A 16,564-nucleotide genomic window follows, 5' to 3' on the forward strand; every position below is an offset into this window, starting at 1 on the left:
TCGCGGTTTATAGTTTGCGGCACAATAGACGTATGGTATCTAAAGGAAAACCTTCGCCTAGAAGCGCAGTTAAGCCGCTCAGCGATGAGCAAGTAGAACGCTTAGCGCGTGCACACAAATTAGTTGACCCTACTTATTACTATCCAACGGGCGCGCGCACGCCAAACACCGCAGAAATCAACGCGCAAAATCCAAAGGCAACTGAACGCCTCCTCGAAGGAACGTCTAGAGTTCTTAGATCTCGGTGCAAAGTGCGCGCTTGGGGATTAGAAAATGTGCCAGAAGAAGGCGTGTTTATAACCGCTTGCACGCACGTTACAATGTTCGACGTTTTTGTGCCAATGACGTCGCTATTCCACCAAGGCCGCAGGCCGCGATACATGGCAAAAGCAGAACTCGCGCATTGGCCAATCATGGGAAAATGGTTCCAGCTTGTTGGAATGCAACCAGTACCTCGTAGAAGCGGAAAAGCGCGTGAAATCGAGGAAGAATCGATTAAAATCCTAACAAATGGTAGACCTCTTAGCGTATGGCCAGAAGGAACGGTTACGCGAGACCCACAAAAATGGCCTATGAGTATGAAGCCAGGAGTGGGTGTGATTGCACTAGAAGCATCGCGTAGGCTGGGGCATCAAATTCCGCTATTTTGCGCCGTTGTCTGGGGTGCTGCAAGTATCAATCATTGGTGGCCATGGCCAAAGAAGAATGTAGTAATGTGCTACGATGCGCGTCTTGATTATTCGGATCTTCTTAAAGATATGGAAAATTGGGGTGATTTGCCTCCTATGGACTCTGCTGCTGAATTAGCTCGTCGTATTCGCGTGCGAATGACGGAAATTATGGAAGAGATTCGCGGCGAAAAAGCACCAGAAGGATATTTTGACTATAGACTTATGAAGAGAGTCAAAGAATAGAGTCAAAGAATAGTGGCTGTAAATTTGCGGTTCATTAAGCCGTAAAACTTTTGTGAATCATCCGTAAAGCGCACTGTGTAGAATTATGTAATAGTGTGATTAAAAGTTGACTAAGTTGACTATAACTTGACTAGATGTAAATCGCTACAAATGGCTTACGACCAAAGTAATTTACAAACTCATAAATCGAAAGGCAAGGCGTAAACATGAATGTTACGGTGTTGGGTGCTGGAGCTTGGGGTACTGCGTTTGGGCAAGTGCTTGCAGATGCAGGAAATCAAGTGACAATGTGGGCAATAGAGCCACAGATTGTTGAAGGCATTCGAGATAATCACCGCAACGAAGTGAGGCTGCCAATCGTAGAGCGATTGCCAGAAAACATGACAGCTACTGGGGATCGCGAAGAAGCCGTAGCAAACGCGGATATTGTAGTCGTGGCGATTGCAGCACAATTTGCGCGCGTTGCGCTCGAAGAATTTGCTGGCAAAATTCCGCAAAATGCGATTGTTGTTTCGCTTATGAAAGGCATTGAGCGCACAACAGGAAAGCGTATGGACGAAGTTGTGTGCGAAGCTTTAAGCTTACCTCGAAGCCGCTTCGCAGCACTATCGGGTCCAAACTTAAGCAAAGAAGTGGCATTAAGGCAGCATGCGGCGGCGGTTGTTGCGTGTGAAAATCGCGCAAATGCCGAAGTCGTTGCAAAAGCATGCTCAAACAGCTACTTTAAGGCGTTTGTTTCAACCGACGTAATCGGTGTAGAAATGTGCGGATCGCTTAAAAACGTGGTTGCGCTCGCAGTCGGCATGGCTCGAGGCGCAGGATACGGAGAAAACACGGCTGCGATGATTGAAACGCGCGGTCTTGCAGAGTTGACGGCATTGGGCGTTGCGGAAGGCGCAGATTCTCGCACTTTTGCAGGTCTTGCAGGCTTTGGTGATTTAGTCGCAACTTGCGGATCTCCTCTAAGCCGCAACTACACTTTCGGATCAAATCTTGGAAAAGGCATGAGCGTTGAGGAAGCAACTGCCGTAAGCAATGGTGTGGCTGAAGGTGTGCCAACAACTGGCGCGGTTGTAGCGATGGGTAAGCGTTTAGGCGTTGAAACTCCGCTTGCAAGCGCAATGGCTCGCGTGCTTGAAGAAGGAATCTCTTGCCAAGAAATGCTTGCAATGCTTTTTAAGGAAGATGTTTGCGAAGAATAGTGAAGCGCCTGATAAGCAGTGCGCGTAGATAATTCAAGATAACTAAAATAACTAAATAACTAAGATAATTAAAATAATTTTCAAAGGAAAAAAATGACTAAAAAGCGTGTAGTGTTCTTGTATGGCGGTAAAGCAGACGAACATTCGATTTCTTGCATATCTGCTGCTGGAGTGCTCAGTGCTGTAGACGAAAGTCGATTTGAAATCGTGCGCATTGCAATCACAAAGCAAGGCGAGTGGATTGTTGGCGGCGAAGATCCGCGAAACTTCCGCATGGAAGAAGGAGAGCTTCCGGTAATAACAAAAACCGCGGAAACGCGCGATGTTGTACTAGACCCTGCAAAGGGAGCAGATGGATTTTTGGTGCGAGAGGCGGATGGCACGCTTACAAGCTTAGGTCATATTGACGCAGTTTTCCCAGTTCTTCACGGTCCAAACGGCGAAGATGGCACTTTGCAAGGCTTGCTAGAAATGATGCAAGTTCCATACGTTGGTTGCGGAGTTTTGGCATCCGCCGCGTGCATGGATAAGTATTACGCTAAGCAACTTTTTAAGGCAGCAGGAATTGATGTTGCTCCAGGAATCGCGCTGGATGTGCGAAAGTTCGCTAGCGACGCGGCAAATCACTTTGATGCGTACGCAAACGAAATTCTTGAGCAAGTTGAAGAAGCAAAACTCGAGTATCCGCTTTTTGTAAAGCCAAGCCGAGCAGGATCTAGCTTTGGCGTAACAAAAGTTGAATCGCGCGATGCTAAAGCTTTAGCAGATGCCGTTTATGAGGCTTCAAAGCACGATTGGCGAGTATTGGTAGAGCAGGGAATTGACGCGCGCGAAATCGAGTGCGCTGTTCTTGCGGCGCGCGACGGCGACGAGCCTCAGGCAAGCTGGCCTGGAGAAGTTGTGCTTGACAAGCGCGAGGCTGGAGAAGACCAGTTCTACGATTTTGACAGCAAATACATGGATTCTGCAGCTTCACACGTGGAAGTTCCAGCAAATCTGCCAGAAGAAACTTTGCAGCGCGTTCGCAATACTGCGCTCGCAGCGTTCAAAGCGGCAGATGGCAGAGGACTTAGTCGCGTGGATTCATTCGTTACTCCAGAAGGACATGTAATGATTAACGAAATCAACACAATGCCTGGATTTACGCCAATCTCCATGTATCCAAAAGCTTGGGAAGCAACCGGAATAAGCTACAGTGATTTAATCACAAAGCTTATTGAAGGCGTGATTTTAGACTGAAACAATCTTAGAAATCATAGTTTTTTAAGGATTAGTCGCCAGCAACCGAAGAATTTGTGCAATTCGCGCAAATATCAAATCTTAAAGTCTGTATAAAATCAGATTTAAAAGAAAACTTAAAACACAAACGAAGAGGTAAAAATGCGGAAAACTCAGCATAACGACATGTACCATCTAGCGCGAAAACGTCAAGGAGATGTTGGTATATCGCTATGCTTATTCCTATTTGTTTGGATTATTGCAACTATTTTAATAGGTGAACTTATAGGCTTGTTCGTTCCAAAAGGTGTTCTAAGTCCTTCGCTAAGCTCCTTCGTTTCGTCAGACATTGCGCAATACTTAATAGCGTTGCCGATAGCGATGCTTGTTTTAAGACGAGTGCCAGCGGTAGAAACACGCAAATTCACAATGACGTTCAGACAGTTTGGTGGATTTTTCGCAGTGAGCGTACCGATAATGTACGCAGGAAGCTACCTAGGTTTGGCGATTTCTGCGCTTATATCTGGCGGCAAAGCTGAAAACAGGATTGCAGACATAGTGGCAGGCGGAAACGTATGGGAAACCATAATTTTCGTTGTTTTCCTTGCTCCAGTTGTGGAAGAATGGCTGTTTAGAAAGCAGATTATAGACAGACTGCGAGTGTATGGCGAAAAGCGCGCAATTGTGTTCTCGGCGTTGGCGTTTGCGCTGTTCCATATGAACATGTTCCAGTTCTTCTACGCTTTTGGGCTGGGGCTTGTGTTCGGCTACATGTATGCGCGCACATCGCAGCTTAGATACAGCGTATTTTTGCACATGATTGTGAATTTCCAAGGAAGCGTTATAGCGATGTGGATTTCCGACAATATGATGGATTCAAACGGGAACTTAATTAAAGTGGAGAATCTTACACCGCAAGAAATAGCGGATCTGGCTCCTGGATTCATGTTCATCGGTCTTTACGCGATGTTCATTATTGTTATGTTTGTGTTTGGAATTGTGTTGTTAGCAAGGAGCAAAAAATATCTTGAATTCTACGAATCGCCGCTTGAAATTCGCGGAAGTACTGGAATAAAGGCGCTTTACGGAACAGTAGGCATTATGGGTTTCCTTGTGGTTTCAGTGCTTATGAATATGATAATGCTTTTTGTGTGAGCGAGAACGCGTTTAGTGTGATTTCGGATTACGGGATTATTTGGGATTGATTCTGGATTTATTCCAGATTAATTTGGGATCGTTTGGGGTATTGGAGGCGATTTTATGGTTACGGTAAATGCAGAAAATGCAGAAAATAGTGATGGATTGGTTGCTGGCGACTTTTCTGCTGAGCCAATCCGCGTGGGTCTTTTAGGAGCCGGAACAGTAGGATCGCAAACAGCGCGTCTAATAGTGGAAGAAAACTCTGACTTATCGTCGAGAATCGGCGCCCCGCTAGAGCTTGCAGGAGTAGCATGCTTGCATCCAGAAGATGTGGATGCTCCATGGATTGCCAAAAATCTTCTAAGCGCAGACGCTCTAGCATTATGTGAACGCGAAGATATAGACATAATCGTTGAGCTAATTGGCGGTTTGGAACCAGCGCACACATTTGTAAAAACCGCTCTAGAATGCGGAAAGTCGGTTGTAACAGCAAACAAAGCATTACTTGCAAAGTTTGGTCCAGAACTCTACGATTGCGCGCAAAAAAACGGAGTGGATTTAAGTTTCGAGGCGTCTGTTGCAGGTGCAATCCCAATTTTGCGTCCGCTTAGAGAGTCGCTTGTAGGCGACAAAATCACGCAAATTTTTGGAATCGTAAACGGAACTACAAACTATATTCTTGACGAGATGACGGTTCGCGGTCTTGATTTTGATTCGGCTTTACGCGCGGCTCAAGAAAAGGGGTACGCGGAGGCGGATCCTACAGGAGACGTTGAAGGATTTGATGCAGCAAACAAGGCTGCTATTCTTGCAACACTTGCATTCCAAATGCCAATAAGCATTGATGACGTCAGCGTTGAAGGAATTAGCGCGATTACGGCTGAAGACATTGCTGCGGCAAGTGCAGAAAATCGCGTGATTAAGCTGCTTGCAGCGGTTGCTTGCGATTCGAATGGATTGGTGAGCGCAAGCGTTTACCCAGCGTTGGTTAGCAAAGAGCATCCGCTGGCTTCCGTTCATGGCAGCTTTAACGCCGTTTTTGTTAAAGCGCAAGCGGCGGATGATCTTATGTTCTACGGCCGCGGCGCTGGTGGTGCGCCAACAGCCAGCGCGGTTGTTGGAGATATTGTTGGAGCTGCTAGAAATATAGCGCGCGGTTTCAGCGATGCCAGCGTGCCAATGTATAACGCAAAATCTTTGGCTTCCACGCGCTCGATTCGTGCGGATTTTGTTGTGCGATGCAGCATGGAGGATACTTCACTTGCTCTTTGCAGCGAAGTGATGGATGTGTTTGATGCGCATGGAGCTAACGCGGAACGATTGCCTATGCTTTGCCAAACTCAATATGAGGGCGAGGGTGATTGCCCAGCTTGCGGAATCGGCGGTCCTGGTGATTTGCGTGTGCTTGTAAAAGATTGCACAGAGGCTGATTTGCGCGCAATTCTTGCTGATTTGCAAAAAGTGGATGTTGTGTGTGCAAAGCCTCTTGCTTTGCGAATTATTGAGTAATCGCGTAATTGAGTAATTAAGTAATTGAGTATTAAGTAGGCTGCTCGAACGGAAAAGGTGCGAAATGAAACCAGTATGCAACAGTGTGTCAGTTTGCGTGCCAGCAACCAGCGCAAATCTTGGGTCGGGATTTGACGTTGCAGGAATTGCGCTTGATTATGCGGATTCGCTAGTTTTTACGCTTAATGATACGCTTGACGATTCACAAGATGTTCGCGTGATTATTCATGGCGAAGGCGAAGATACGTTGCCCAAAGACGAGACTCATCTTGTTGTTCGCGCATTTCGCAAAGCGTGCGAAGCGTTTGGCTTGCCGCATTTGCGCTTTACTCTAGAAGCGCATAATCGCATTCCGCAAGCGCGAGGAATGGGATCTTCCGCCAGTGCGATTGTTTCGGGCGTGGCTGCAGCTTGGGCTTTTGCGCATAATGGAAATCTTAATAAGCAGGCGATTTTTGAGCTTGCAGCTGCGATTGAAGGACACCCAGATAATGTTGCTCCAGCGGTTTTTGGCGGATTAACAACCAGTTGGAAGAATGGCGATGAGTTCCACACAGTTCGATACGGCGTTTCTAAGCAAATTCGTGCAACGATTTTTGTGCCAAACTTTACTCTTTCAACGCAAATGGCTCGTAAAGCTCTTCCAGAAAAAGTGCCATATGCAGATGCCGTATTTAACGTTTCGCGCGCTTGCTTATTGCCGATTGCGTTTGGCGATTTTGGTGATTTTGGTGATTCTCGCGATTCTGCCAACTCTTGCGATTTTTGCGTAAAAACAACTCTTTCAAGAAACGATTTGCTTTTTACAGCTACTCAAGACGCTATTCACCAGCCATACCGAGCAAGTCTTATGCAACCAACTTGGTATTTAGTAAAAGCTTTGCGAGATAAGGGGTTTGCAGCTGCTATTTCTGGAGCTGGATCTTGCGCGGCGGTGTTCTATGAGGAAAAGTCGCAAGCAACCGTAGATGAAAATAACGCTACTAATATAAGCGAAAAAATAGAAAAAATTGCAGAACCGCTTTTAAATGGCTGCGATTGGAAAGTTTTGCACGTGCATGTTGATTCTATTGGCGTTGCAATAACTCGCGAATAATTTGTGCGAAGTTGTAAAAAGGAAGAGTAAGGTATGACAGTTTCGTTGATTTTGGCTTCTCAATCGCCATCGCGTAGAGCAGTGCTGGCTGCTGCAGGCGTGATTCCTGTGATTCATGTGAGCGAGGTGGATGAGCCAGCGGCGTTGCGTAATGCTGCAAATGCGCAAGGTGTTAGCGTGGAGCAGATGAGCGCCGAGGAGCGCGTTTCGATTTTGGCGCAAGCAAAGGCTCAAGCTGTGTACAATGCGTGGAAACTGGTGGCAGATACGGCGGCGAGCGCTAGTGGCGATTTAGTTGTGGGGTATCCGCTGGAGGCTGAGGCTGAGTCTGCAGAATCTGAATCTTCTGAAACTGCTAGTAGCGCTTTAGCAAGTGATTCGCAATCGCATATAACGCATAACGTAGATACTGCACAGACTCGCGATTTTTCGGGCGTAAAAGTTCCTACTAAGACTTTTGATATTCACGATTTTGCGTACGTGAATAAGTCTTCCGCTGATTCCAATAGTGTGCTTATTGTTGGCTGCGACTCCATGTTTTTGCTAGACGGCGAATGCTACGGCAAGTCGCATACTCCTGAAGTGGCATTTGAGCGGATTAAGCGAATGAGCGGAAAAACTGGAGAATTGTTTACTGGCCATTGCTTAATCGACACGAAAAGTGGCAAAACAGTGTGCAAAGTGAGCCGCGCAAGCGTGACTTTTGCGCATATGAGCGATGAGGAGATCCGCGCATACGTAGAAACTGGCGAGCCATTGGAAGTTGCAGGATCCTTTACGCTAGAAGGCTTTGGCGGGGCATTTATTGAGGGAATTCAGGGCGATCCGCATGGAGTTCTTGGGATTAGCTTGCCGCTACTAAGGCAGATGGTTTGCGATTTTGGGTACGCTTGGCCAGATTTGTGGAATAGTCGCAAGTTAGAGGGAGAGGCGATTAAGGACGATCCTGCTTCCGCGCAAGTGCCTAAAGAAAACGTGCACCAGCCTGGAGACGGATGGGTTATGTGCGATTGCGGGCGCAAGCATTGGGGCCATAATGGCGCGGCTGGCGTGTTGCTCGCTAGGCGAGATGAGACCACTGGGCGCGTGACTCATGTTGTTATGCAACATCGCGCGCTTTGGAGCGCGGAAGGTGGAACGTGGGGGATTCCTGGTGGCGCAATATCTGATGGCGAAACTGCGATTGAGGGTGCGTTGCGCGAGTCGTTTGAAGAAGCTAACATAACGTCTCAAGACATTGATGTTGTTGGAGCGTATTGCGAAAATCACGGGAATTGGCGTTATACAACGGTTTTTGCGTTTGAAAAGCCGGGGCATAGTGTGAATCCGTGCGCGCACGACGACGAGAGTATGGAAATCAAGTGGGTGCCGATTGATGATGTTCCGAAGCTAAAGCTGCTTACGGCAATGCGTACGGATTGGCCGTCTTTCCGCGCTCGCCTTGATTCTCTTGCCTCGATTCGTTAGCTGCGCGAAGGCAGTTCTCGCGCCCGTGTTTGTAGTCAGATTTGCTTAAAAGGGAACAAATGCGGGAATTTAGTTGTGTGTGATTTTTTGTAGCGTGGCATTTCGTTTGACGTTGGTGTGACGTTGGTGTGGCGCTGGTGTGGTGTTGGTTTGTGTCGGCGTGTTGCGTGTGTGGTGTGTGTGGAATGTTGATTTTTCAATGGTTTTATAGTGTTAGTGTTCTTGCTCGAGTAGTTTCCTGAGAAAAGTCTGGGAAAATTCTTTAAAAACCTTGAAATAATGTGTTTTTACGGTTTTATTAGTGTTAATCCGCAAATATTATGGTGAAAATAGTTTTTATTGTGGATTAGTTTGTGTGTAACATTATTTTTTTCTGTTTGTTTTATGTGGGTGCCTCTTGACTTTTTTAAACGGGGGGGGGGTATGTTAATAAAAGCTGCTAGCTAGATGCTCTAGATGGTGGTTATCCACAATGTTTTGAATATTGTTGGATGTTTAAGATTTTTCTTCGTGTACCTGCACGGAGGAGAAGAAGAAAGGAAATTAAAATGATGAATAAGAAGGCTATCGCTGCTTTCGCTGCTGGCGCTACTTTGCTTGCCGGCTTCGCAATGGCAACCCCAGCAATGGCTGCAAAAGTTCCTGCTACTGATACTGAGCGTACTCAGTTAGCTCAAGAGGCAGAACAGCGTGGACTTGGTTTTGTAGCAAATAGTATTCGCACCTCTAAAACAAGCTCTTACCAAGAGCTTAAAGCCATGTTGCAAAAAGCTGAGGATGAACAAGACGCTGCAGAATCTCACCGTCTTCTTGATTATCCAAACGGTACATTGAATAATTCTTCTGCTGAGGGCGTTGCTGCTGAAGCTCGTAAGCGTGGTATTGCGAATCCTACGGTAGATGAGTTCCAGCCTGATTTGCTTGCTCAGTATGCTGGTACTCGTGCTGAGAAGCTTGGTAAGGCATACAATGATTTGCTTGATGGCAAGATTACTGAGGCTCAGTATCAGGCTGTGAAGAAGGCTGTGTTTGGTAGCAGCGAGTACACTGAGGATTCATTGGATTCAAAGCAGGACGACAAGCAGGCTCCTAAGAAGGATGACAAGAAGGACGATACTACCACTCCTGATCAGAAGATCAAGGATCTTGGTAAGTTGAACTTGTCTGATGCTGCTAAGAAGAAGCTTGCTGTTCATTACGTGTATAAGGCTAAGCTTGCTTTGGATGAGGCTGATAATAATCTTGCTGAGAAGAAGGCTGATTATGCTGCTAAGAGGAAGACTCTTGTTGAGACTATGACTGAGCTTGCTGCTCGTAAGGCTGCTGCTGAGAAGGCTAACCAGGATTTGACTGATTTCTTGGCTTCTGGTGAGAATAATTCTGCTAAGGAAACTGCTCTTCGTGATGCTTTGAACCGTGCTCATGCTCATGAGCAGCGTGCGTTTGATGCTGAGCAGAAGGCTGAAGCTGAGTTTAATGCTGCTCGTGATGCTGCTTTCGCTGCTGTTGCTGCTTATAACAAGGCTTTGGCTGAGTATAAGGATGCTTATAACGATGCAGTTCGTTTGGGTGTGAATCCTGCTGCTCTTCCTCCTGTTGTGACTTCTGATCCTTTGGCTGCTGATTTCCCAGCTGTTCCTGGTACGAAGCAGATTTATGCTGATGCTTTGAATGGTAAGTTTGGTCCTGCTGCTCAGGCTTCTGCTAAGAAGACTGAGGCTGCTAAGGCTCAGGCTACTGCTCCAGCCGCTGCTGGTAAGGCTGCTGCTAAGGGTGAGCTTGCTGCTAAGGGTGCTAAGGGTCATGGTAAGGCTGGCGAGAAGCTTGGTAATGCTGGTGTTGGTGTTGCTTTGACTGCTTTGGCTGCTTCTATGCTTGCTGGTATGGGTGCTGCTGTTCGCAAGATGCGTCACTAAGCATTATTTACCACCTTATTTAGGGTTTGCGCTCAACGACTGGTGTGGTGTTTTGTAGGGAAGCATCACACTGGTTTATTCCCAGTCCTCTTTGGTTTTATTGTTTTAACATTGGTTTGCTATTGTTTTTCTTTTCTTCCCAGTGTTGATTCGTTTAGCTTGTTGGGTTTTGGGTGTTGAGTGTTGTTGCTTTCGGTTTTGTTTGCTACTAGGGGCTTGCAAAACCGGAAGCATTTTTGTGTTTGAGGGCTTATTGTGTTGTTTTGTGGATATTGTGTTTGGTGTAGAGTGCGCTCACGTTTTTGCCCGTGTTTGTTTCCAAAATCTCCAAATACGTAAACAATCTCGGGAAAATCGCTCGCGCGTTACAGCGCGCTCACGTTTTCGCCGCGCGTAAAGTCCACTGGACTTTACGTTTGAGCGGCTCAGCGCTCCGAATTGCCTTCGCGCGCTACGCTTTGAGCGCGAAGGCAGGTCTCGCGCTCATGTTTGTAGTCAGATTTGCTTAAATATGGAACAAATGCGGGAGGATTAGTCACCCTAAAACTGCTGCGATTAACGCAATACAAATCGGACTCGTAACCGTAGAAAACAGGATTCCATCGCGCGCAAAACTCAAGCCAACATTGTATCTTGCAGCGTAATTGTACACGTTTTGGCCAGTCGGAAGAGCTGCCAGCACAACACACGCGTAAAGAGTGGCACCTCGGAAACCCATAACAAAATAAGCCAATAAAAACGCAATAATTGGCATAATCAAGTTTTTCAGAATAGCAACAGTCGCAATAGCAGCACGATTAGAATCTTTTTGTAGCGGCTTGCTGCCGTAAAGTGACATTCCAAAAGCCATTAAAATCATAGGAACCGCTGAATCGCCAATCATTTTAATCGGGTCATAAAGAAAATTCGGAACAGGAAAATAGCCAATTTTTGCGGAAATTGCCGAAATAATAATTCCTCCAAGTGAACCAATTAAAAGTGGTTGTTTAAGCGGCTGTTGAGCAATGCGTTTAAGCGAGCACTTTCCAGTAGTTGTAACGTCTAAAACCGTTAGTCCAACAGGCGTAAAAACAGCTTGCTGCATAACTAAAATCGGTGCAACAAGTGCAGGGTTTCCAAGAATATAAGTTGCAACAGGCAAGCCAATGTTGTTTGAGTTTAAGTAAAGCGAGTTAAGCGCGCCAATTGTGCAATCTGCCGCAGGAAGGTGGAAAAACAGGCGATTAAGCAGAATAAATGCAACGCCAACAATCATTGCGGAGAAAAACGCAACAAAAATTGACGAGTGGAAAATCTCAAAAATTGGCTCTTTTGCAAGTATTGCAAACATTAAACAAGGACTTGAAACAAAAAAGCTTACGCGATTAAGCACCATTTGTGCTTGCGATCCGCCGATGCGAAGACGCGCGGTTACGTACCCTGCGGCAATGACGATGCCGATTACGCAAAAGCCCTGCATAGCGCTGATTAAACCCATGAAAACGATTTTAGCGCTGATTTTTGGATTGTGGGTAATGCGCAATCGACTTTTATTGGCGTATGTTACTTTTATTGGCGCATGTTATTTGACGTTGCAATATGGCATACTAGAAAACGGTGGCGCTGCAAGCCGCCAGAGCATTCGACGGCGTCGATCCCCTCACGTGATTTTCACGCATGATTTTGGGCGAGGCTGGTGTCCGCTGTCGTGCAGCTAGACTTTATTGATAGCCTTAGGGGTGGCTCGCATAAGCGTGTGCATTCTTCAGGCTAAGAGCGCGAAACTATTGCAGAGTTTCGCTAGGAGCATAGTGCCCAGAGTAACACGAGAAGGCTTCACCGTGCCCGAAGCCAATAATGATAAAAATGAAGATAAAAATCTTTCATTCGTAGCAGCAAATTCAAGCGCGAACGAATCTACTAACGCAGCTGACGAGCAAAGATCAGCAGCTGCTTCAACTGTTACATCACCCGTTACAGCAGGTGTTGTCAATGTGGTTTCAGGTTCGCAAGACGCAGCGTCAAGCACAAGACGCAGGCGTGCTGGAAGACGCGTTGTAAGAGTTGCAGGAGCAGCTGGCGAATCGATGAAACTACACGTACAAGGCGGAAACGATTACGATACACGCTCTGAGGAAACTGAATCTGAAAGTGTTGTTGAGCACCAAACTCCTGTAAGGCCGATAACATCGCTACTTTTTCAGGAGCCTGTTTTACCTCATCGTTTGCCTGAAAACAATAGTCGTATGCGCGATTTAGATTACGACGATGATGCAAATGAAAGCGATAGAGAAAACAGTCGAGATGATTTAGACAAAGACAATAGTCGCAGTTCACGAAAGTTGCGTAAAACGCGTTCTGGCAGGAATGACAGGAAGAATCGCAATGAAGACGAGGATTTAAGTAGAGTACGTAGTCGCAAAAATCGCAATAATCGTAACAATTTTGACGATAACTATGATTCTGAATCTGACGATGATACACGTGTTATTCGTGTGCGTTCCAGAGTAAATCGTGCAGATCGTACAGATCGATCCAATCGTGCAAATCCTGAAGATTTAAACGAAATTGATAATAGAAGCGATAGCAGAATAAGTAGAAATAATCGAGATTATCTAGATAAGGATAGCTTGGATAAGTCTAATTTTGATAAAGCTAACCTTGACAAAGATAATGGTGACAAATATAGCGAGAATAACAATAATGGTCGTAAGAATCGTGACAATCAGGATAATTACGATGATCAAAATCATAGAAAGTCACGCAAGAATCGCAGACTAAACGCTGCCGAAAGACGCGCCGCCGCAGAAGTCGAGCAAATAGAAGAAGACCTTGAATACGACGACATAGTTTATTCTCCAATCGATGATGTAATTGACGAAAGAATTGAAAATAGTGTTGAGTCAGATAATGATGTAGATTCTGAATCAACCCGCAAGTATACAAAAACTTCTGATTTAGAAAATAATGATGATGAAGACGGAGAAATGATAACCCGTCGTCGCCGTCGTCGCAGACCGTCTCGCGCAGATAAGGAAGATAGGACAGATAAGTCTGATAGATCAAGCCGTAGAACAACATCCGACCTATCTTCGGATGATTCTTCATACGCCGACGATTATGACATAAACGAAATAGAAGTTTCTCAAGAAGACCGCGATTTAATTCCAGATCCAGACGAGTTGCGATCTCAAGATGACGAGGAAGTGTACACTCGTCGTCGCCGTCGTCGCAGGTCGAAATCTTCTGACGATTCGTCTCAAAGTTCCTCAAGTTCGCAAAGTTCGCAAAATTCACAAAGCACACAATCGCGTTTTGTGTCAATAGACTCCGATTCATCTAGTCGAAGATCTAGAAAACAGCAGTATATTGATGAGATTACGGATATTGAAGGTTCTACGCGACTTGAAGCCAAAAAGCAGCGTCGTCGTGACAATCGCAGGGAGCGTAATCGCCAAAACTTGCTTATGGAGCAAGACTTTTTGGCAAGGCGTGAAAACGTTGACCGACTTATGGTTGTGCGTGAACGCGATCGTCACACGCAAATTTCTGTAATCGAAGACAATATTCTTGTAGAACACTATGTTTCTGATATTCAAGAAGTTGCAACAGTAGGAAATATTTACCTTGGTCGTGTACAAAATGTGCTGCCAAGCATGGAGGCTGCATTCGTAGACATTGGTCAAGCCCGAAACGGCGTGCTTTACGCTGGCGAAGTCAACTGGGATACAACACGATTAGAAGGACAGCCGCGAAGAATGGAGCTTGCGTTTAAGGCAGGAGACCCTGTTTTAGTGCAGGTTACTAAGGACCCTATAGGCCATAAGGGTGCGCGACTAACATCTCAAGTAACGCTTGCTGGTAGGTTCCTTGTGCTTGTTCCGTCTGGAGCTATGACGGGCGTAAGTCGCAAGCTATCCGACCGTGAACGCAGCCGACTTCGCGCAATCGTAAGCAAAATCGCGCCTAAAGACATGGGCATAATCATTAGAACCGCCGCAGATGGTGCTAGTGAAGATGCGATTGAAAAAGACCTTGAATCGCTTGTAAAACAGTGGGAACGAATCGAAGCGAAGCGAGAAGAGTTCTTGCATGGCAAGCGGCCAAAGCTTTTGCAAGGCGAGCCAGATGTGGCAATTCGTGTTGTTCGAGACATATTTAACGATGACTTCCAAAAGATGATTGTGGAAGGCAAGGGCGCGTATGACCGCATCTGTGAATACTTGGAGATGATGGCTCCTGATTTGCGCAGCAAGATTGAGTATTGGGATCCTGCTGAGCATGAAGGCAAAGACGTATTCGATAAGTGGCAAATCGACAGCCAGCTTAGAAAGGGCATGGAGCGCCAGGTTTATCTTCCTGCAGGCGGTTCGATTGTTATTGACCGCACGGAGGCAATGACAACGATTGACGTAAATACGGGTCGTTTTATTGGTCGCGGTAAGTCTTTGGAAGAGACTGTGACTCGCTGCAATTTGGAAGCTTCCGAGGAGATTGCGCGTCAGCTGCGACTTCGCGATATTGGCGGCATGGTTATGATTGATTACGTTGACATGGTTATGCCAGCGAACCGCGATCTTGTTTTGCGCCGTCTTGTTGAGTGTCTTGCGCGCGACCGCACAAAGCATCAGGTTGCAGAGGTTACATCTCTTGGCCTTGTCCAAATGACTCGTAAGCGCGTTGGACAGGGTTTGGTCGAGGCGTTTTCGGAGGAGTGCCCGACTTGCAAGGGTCGTGGGTTTATTCTTCACGACGAGCCGACTGTGTCTTCGGAGTATGCGGATCCTTACGCGCTTAAGGGCGGTGATCCGTTTATTAAAACCAATAAGCACGGTCATGGAAGTATTGCGGACCCTATGCCTGTGGTTAAGCAGGAGTCCAGTGCGGATGTTCGCGCCAAATTAGCGCGTATTGCTGCCGCTGCAGCGTCGTCGGCTTTCTTGGAGGAGTCTTTGCGCAAAAGTGACGAAAAAGACTATAACGATAATAAAGACGATAACAATAATGATGTGAATGCTGTATCTGCAGATGACGTTAATAATGGAGACGATGCAGACGATAGTGTTGTTGACGGTGTTGACGGTGTTGACAGTGTTGACAGTGTTGACAGTGTTGACAGTGTTGATGAATCTTCGGTTGCTGGCGACTTTTCTGCAGTAGATGCGAGTAGTGAATCTGCAGAAAGCAGTGAAGAATCGCAAGTAGTCGGGAAAATTGAGGAATCTGAGGATTCGCAAGAATCTCAAGAATCTACAGAAAGCTCTCAAGAATCTAGTGAAAACTAAAAAATAGACGCAAAGTATACGGCTCGAGTACAATAATGTCTATTGCTTATTTCGACTTTATGAATTAAGACTTGACGTTAGTACAGGGGTCGGTGTAATTTTGATAGTCGGTGTCTTGCCGCAGGTTCAACGCTGCGCGTGAGGCAATAGTAAAGCTTTCAATTTAGCTAAGGAACGAATTATGTACGCGATTGTGAAGGCCGGTGGCCATCAAGAGAAGGTTGAGGTTGGAGACGCCATCCTCGTAAACCGTCTCGATGCAAAGAAGGGCGATACCGTGGAATTCCCGGTCGCGCTCGTTGTTGACGGTGCTAAGGTGACCTTAAGCGCTAAGGATCTTGCAAAGATCACAGTTAAGGCAGAAGTTCTTAACGACGAAGCTAAGGGTCCAAAGATTAGCATTATGAAGTATAAGAACAAGACTGGCGTGGCTCGCCGCAAGGGTCATCGTCAGAAGTTGACTCTCGTCAAGATCACGGCCATCGCCTGATTGACGGTGTTATAAACCTGAAAGGACAGCAAGATGGCACATAAGAAGGGTGCGTCTAGCTCGCGCAACGGTCGCGACTCACAGGCGCAATATCTTGGCGTTAAGAAGTTCGGTGGAGAAGCTGTTGTGGCTGGAAACATTATTGTTCGCCAGCGCGGCACCAAGTTCCATGCAGGACAGAACGTTGCTTTGGGTAAGGATCACACGCTGTACGCTTTGGTGGACGGCAATGTGAAGTTCGGCATTCGTCGTGATCGCAAGGTTGTAGACGTAGTTACCGCCTGAGTAACCCATTAATCTTCTAGCCGCACCCCGTTCGGTGCGGCTTTTTTGTTTGTTTGCGCGACG

Annotated in this window: 12 protein-coding genes; 11 read left to right on the top strand and 1 reads right to left on the bottom strand. The window is 46.4% G+C overall.

Features of this window, described 5'->3' with window-relative positions; all coding sequences use genetic code 11:
• Positions 1 to 32: 32 nt before the first annotated feature.
• The 8 genes from GAVG_RS00870 to GAVG_RS00905 all read left to right on the top strand — a co-directional run bounded on the left by GAVG_RS00870 (position 33) and on the right by GAVG_RS00905 (position 10,462).
• Positions 33 to 914 carry a lysophospholipid acyltransferase family protein gene (locus tag GAVG_RS00870; RefSeq protein ID WP_009993977.1) on the top strand — a complete coding sequence of 294 codons (882 nt, stop codon included), beginning with the start codon at positions 33 to 35 and terminating at the stop codon, positions 912 to 914.
• A gap of 206 nt (positions 915 to 1,120) precedes the next feature.
• The gene (locus GAVG_RS00875) at positions 1,121 to 2,116 is read left to right on the top strand and encodes an NAD(P)H-dependent glycerol-3-phosphate dehydrogenase (protein ID WP_009993976.1); all 996 of its coding nucleotides are present in this window, start codon (positions 1,121 to 1,123) and stop codon (positions 2,114 to 2,116) included.
• A 93-nt stretch (positions 2,117 to 2,209) separates the two neighbouring features.
• Complete coding sequence (locus tag GAVG_RS00880; protein ID WP_009993975.1) at positions 2,210 to 3,355, top strand: D-alanine--D-alanine ligase family protein; 1,146 nt, start codon at positions 2,210 to 2,212, stop codon at positions 3,353 to 3,355.
• Positions 3,356 to 3,496: 141 nt separating this feature from the next.
• Positions 3,497 to 4,489, top strand: a complete 993-nt coding sequence (locus tag GAVG_RS00885) for a CPBP family intramembrane glutamic endopeptidase (protein ID WP_009993974.1) — start codon at positions 3,497 to 3,499, stop codon at positions 4,487 to 4,489.
• Positions 4,490 to 4,594: 105 nt separating this feature from the next.
• Positions 4,595 to 5,983 carry a homoserine dehydrogenase gene (locus GAVG_RS00890; protein ID WP_013399435.1) on the top strand — a complete coding sequence of 463 codons (1,389 nt, stop codon included), beginning with the start codon at positions 4,595 to 4,597 and terminating at the stop codon, positions 5,981 to 5,983.
• Between the two features lie 64 nt (positions 5,984 to 6,047).
• Positions 6,048 to 7,079 carry a homoserine kinase gene (gene thrB, locus GAVG_RS00895; RefSeq protein WP_009993883.1) on the top strand — a complete coding sequence of 344 codons (1,032 nt, stop codon included), beginning with the start codon at positions 6,048 to 6,050 and terminating at the stop codon, positions 7,077 to 7,079.
• Positions 7,080 to 7,112: 33 nt separating this feature from the next.
• A complete protein-coding gene (locus tag GAVG_RS00900) occupies positions 7,113 to 8,546 on the top strand; it encodes a Maf family nucleotide pyrophosphatase (RefSeq protein ID WP_009993881.1) in 1,434 nt (477 codons plus the stop codon).
• 548 nt (positions 8,547 to 9,094) lie between these two features.
• Positions 9,095 to 10,462, top strand: coding sequence for a hypothetical protein (locus GAVG_RS00905; protein ID WP_009993879.1), 1,368 nt, complete (start codon positions 9,095 to 9,097; stop codon positions 10,460 to 10,462).
• A gap of 535 nt (positions 10,463 to 10,997) precedes the next feature.
• Here the strand turns inward: GAVG_RS00905 and GAVG_RS00910 are convergent.
• Positions 10,998 to 11,939, bottom strand: coding sequence for an AEC family transporter (locus tag GAVG_RS00910; RefSeq protein ID WP_009993877.1), 942 nt, complete (start codon positions 11,937 to 11,939; stop codon positions 10,998 to 11,000).
• Positions 11,940 to 12,282: 343 nt separating this feature from the next.
• On the opposite strand from GAVG_RS00910, the gene GAVG_RS00915 reads away from it, so the two are divergent.
• The 3 genes from GAVG_RS00915 (at position 12,283) to rpmA (ending at position 16,501) form a co-directional block, all read left to right on the top strand.
• The gene (locus GAVG_RS00915; RefSeq protein WP_048653115.1) at positions 12,283 to 15,726 is read left to right on the top strand and encodes an Rne/Rng family ribonuclease; all 3,444 of its coding nucleotides are present in this window, start codon (positions 12,283 to 12,285) and stop codon (positions 15,724 to 15,726) included.
• Between the two features lie 181 nt (positions 15,727 to 15,907).
• Positions 15,908 to 16,216 (top strand): 50S ribosomal protein L21, encoded by a 309-nt coding sequence (gene rplU, locus GAVG_RS00920; protein ID WP_004111933.1) that lies wholly within the window; start codon positions 15,908 to 15,910, stop codon positions 16,214 to 16,216.
• Positions 16,217 to 16,249: 33 nt separating this feature from the next.
• Positions 16,250 to 16,501 (top strand): 50S ribosomal protein L27, encoded by a 252-nt coding sequence (rpmA, locus tag GAVG_RS00925; RefSeq protein WP_004106248.1) that lies wholly within the window; start codon positions 16,250 to 16,252, stop codon positions 16,499 to 16,501.
• Positions 16,502 to 16,564: the final 63 nt, after the last annotated feature.

Source organism: Gardnerella vaginalis ATCC 14018 = JCM 11026 (assembly GCF_001042655.1).
In the GTDB taxonomy this organism is placed as follows: Bacteria; Actinomycetota; Actinomycetes; order Actinomycetales; family Bifidobacteriaceae; genus Bifidobacterium; species Bifidobacterium vaginale.

Coding starts and splice junctions, on each gene's coding strand:
- GAVG_RS00870 (WP_009993977.1), top strand. CDS start 33: ATGGTATCTAAAGGAAAACCTTCGCCTAGAAGCGCAGTTAAGCCGCTC.
- GAVG_RS00875 (WP_009993976.1), top strand. CDS start 1,121: ATGAATGTTACGGTGTTGGGTGCTGGAGCTTGGGGTACTGCGTTTGGG.
- GAVG_RS00880 (WP_009993975.1), top strand. CDS start 2,210: ATGACTAAAAAGCGTGTAGTGTTCTTGTATGGCGGTAAAGCAGACGAA.
- GAVG_RS00885 (WP_009993974.1), top strand. CDS start 3,497: ATGCGGAAAACTCAGCATAACGACATGTACCATCTAGCGCGAAAACGT.
- GAVG_RS00890 (WP_013399435.1), top strand. CDS start 4,595: ATGGTTACGGTAAATGCAGAAAATGCAGAAAATAGTGATGGATTGGTT.
- thrB (WP_009993883.1), top strand. CDS start 6,048: ATGAAACCAGTATGCAACAGTGTGTCAGTTTGCGTGCCAGCAACCAGC.
- GAVG_RS00900 (WP_009993881.1), top strand. CDS start 7,113: ATGACAGTTTCGTTGATTTTGGCTTCTCAATCGCCATCGCGTAGAGCA.
- GAVG_RS00905 (WP_009993879.1), top strand. CDS start 9,095: ATGATGAATAAGAAGGCTATCGCTGCTTTCGCTGCTGGCGCTACTTTG.
- GAVG_RS00910 (WP_009993877.1), bottom strand. CDS start 11,939: ATGGGTTTAATCAGCGCTATGCAGGGCTTTTGCGTAATCGGCATCGTC.
- rplU (WP_004111933.1), top strand. CDS start 15,908: ATGTACGCGATTGTGAAGGCCGGTGGCCATCAAGAGAAGGTTGAGGTT.
- rpmA (WP_004106248.1), top strand. CDS start 16,250: ATGGCACATAAGAAGGGTGCGTCTAGCTCGCGCAACGGTCGCGACTCA.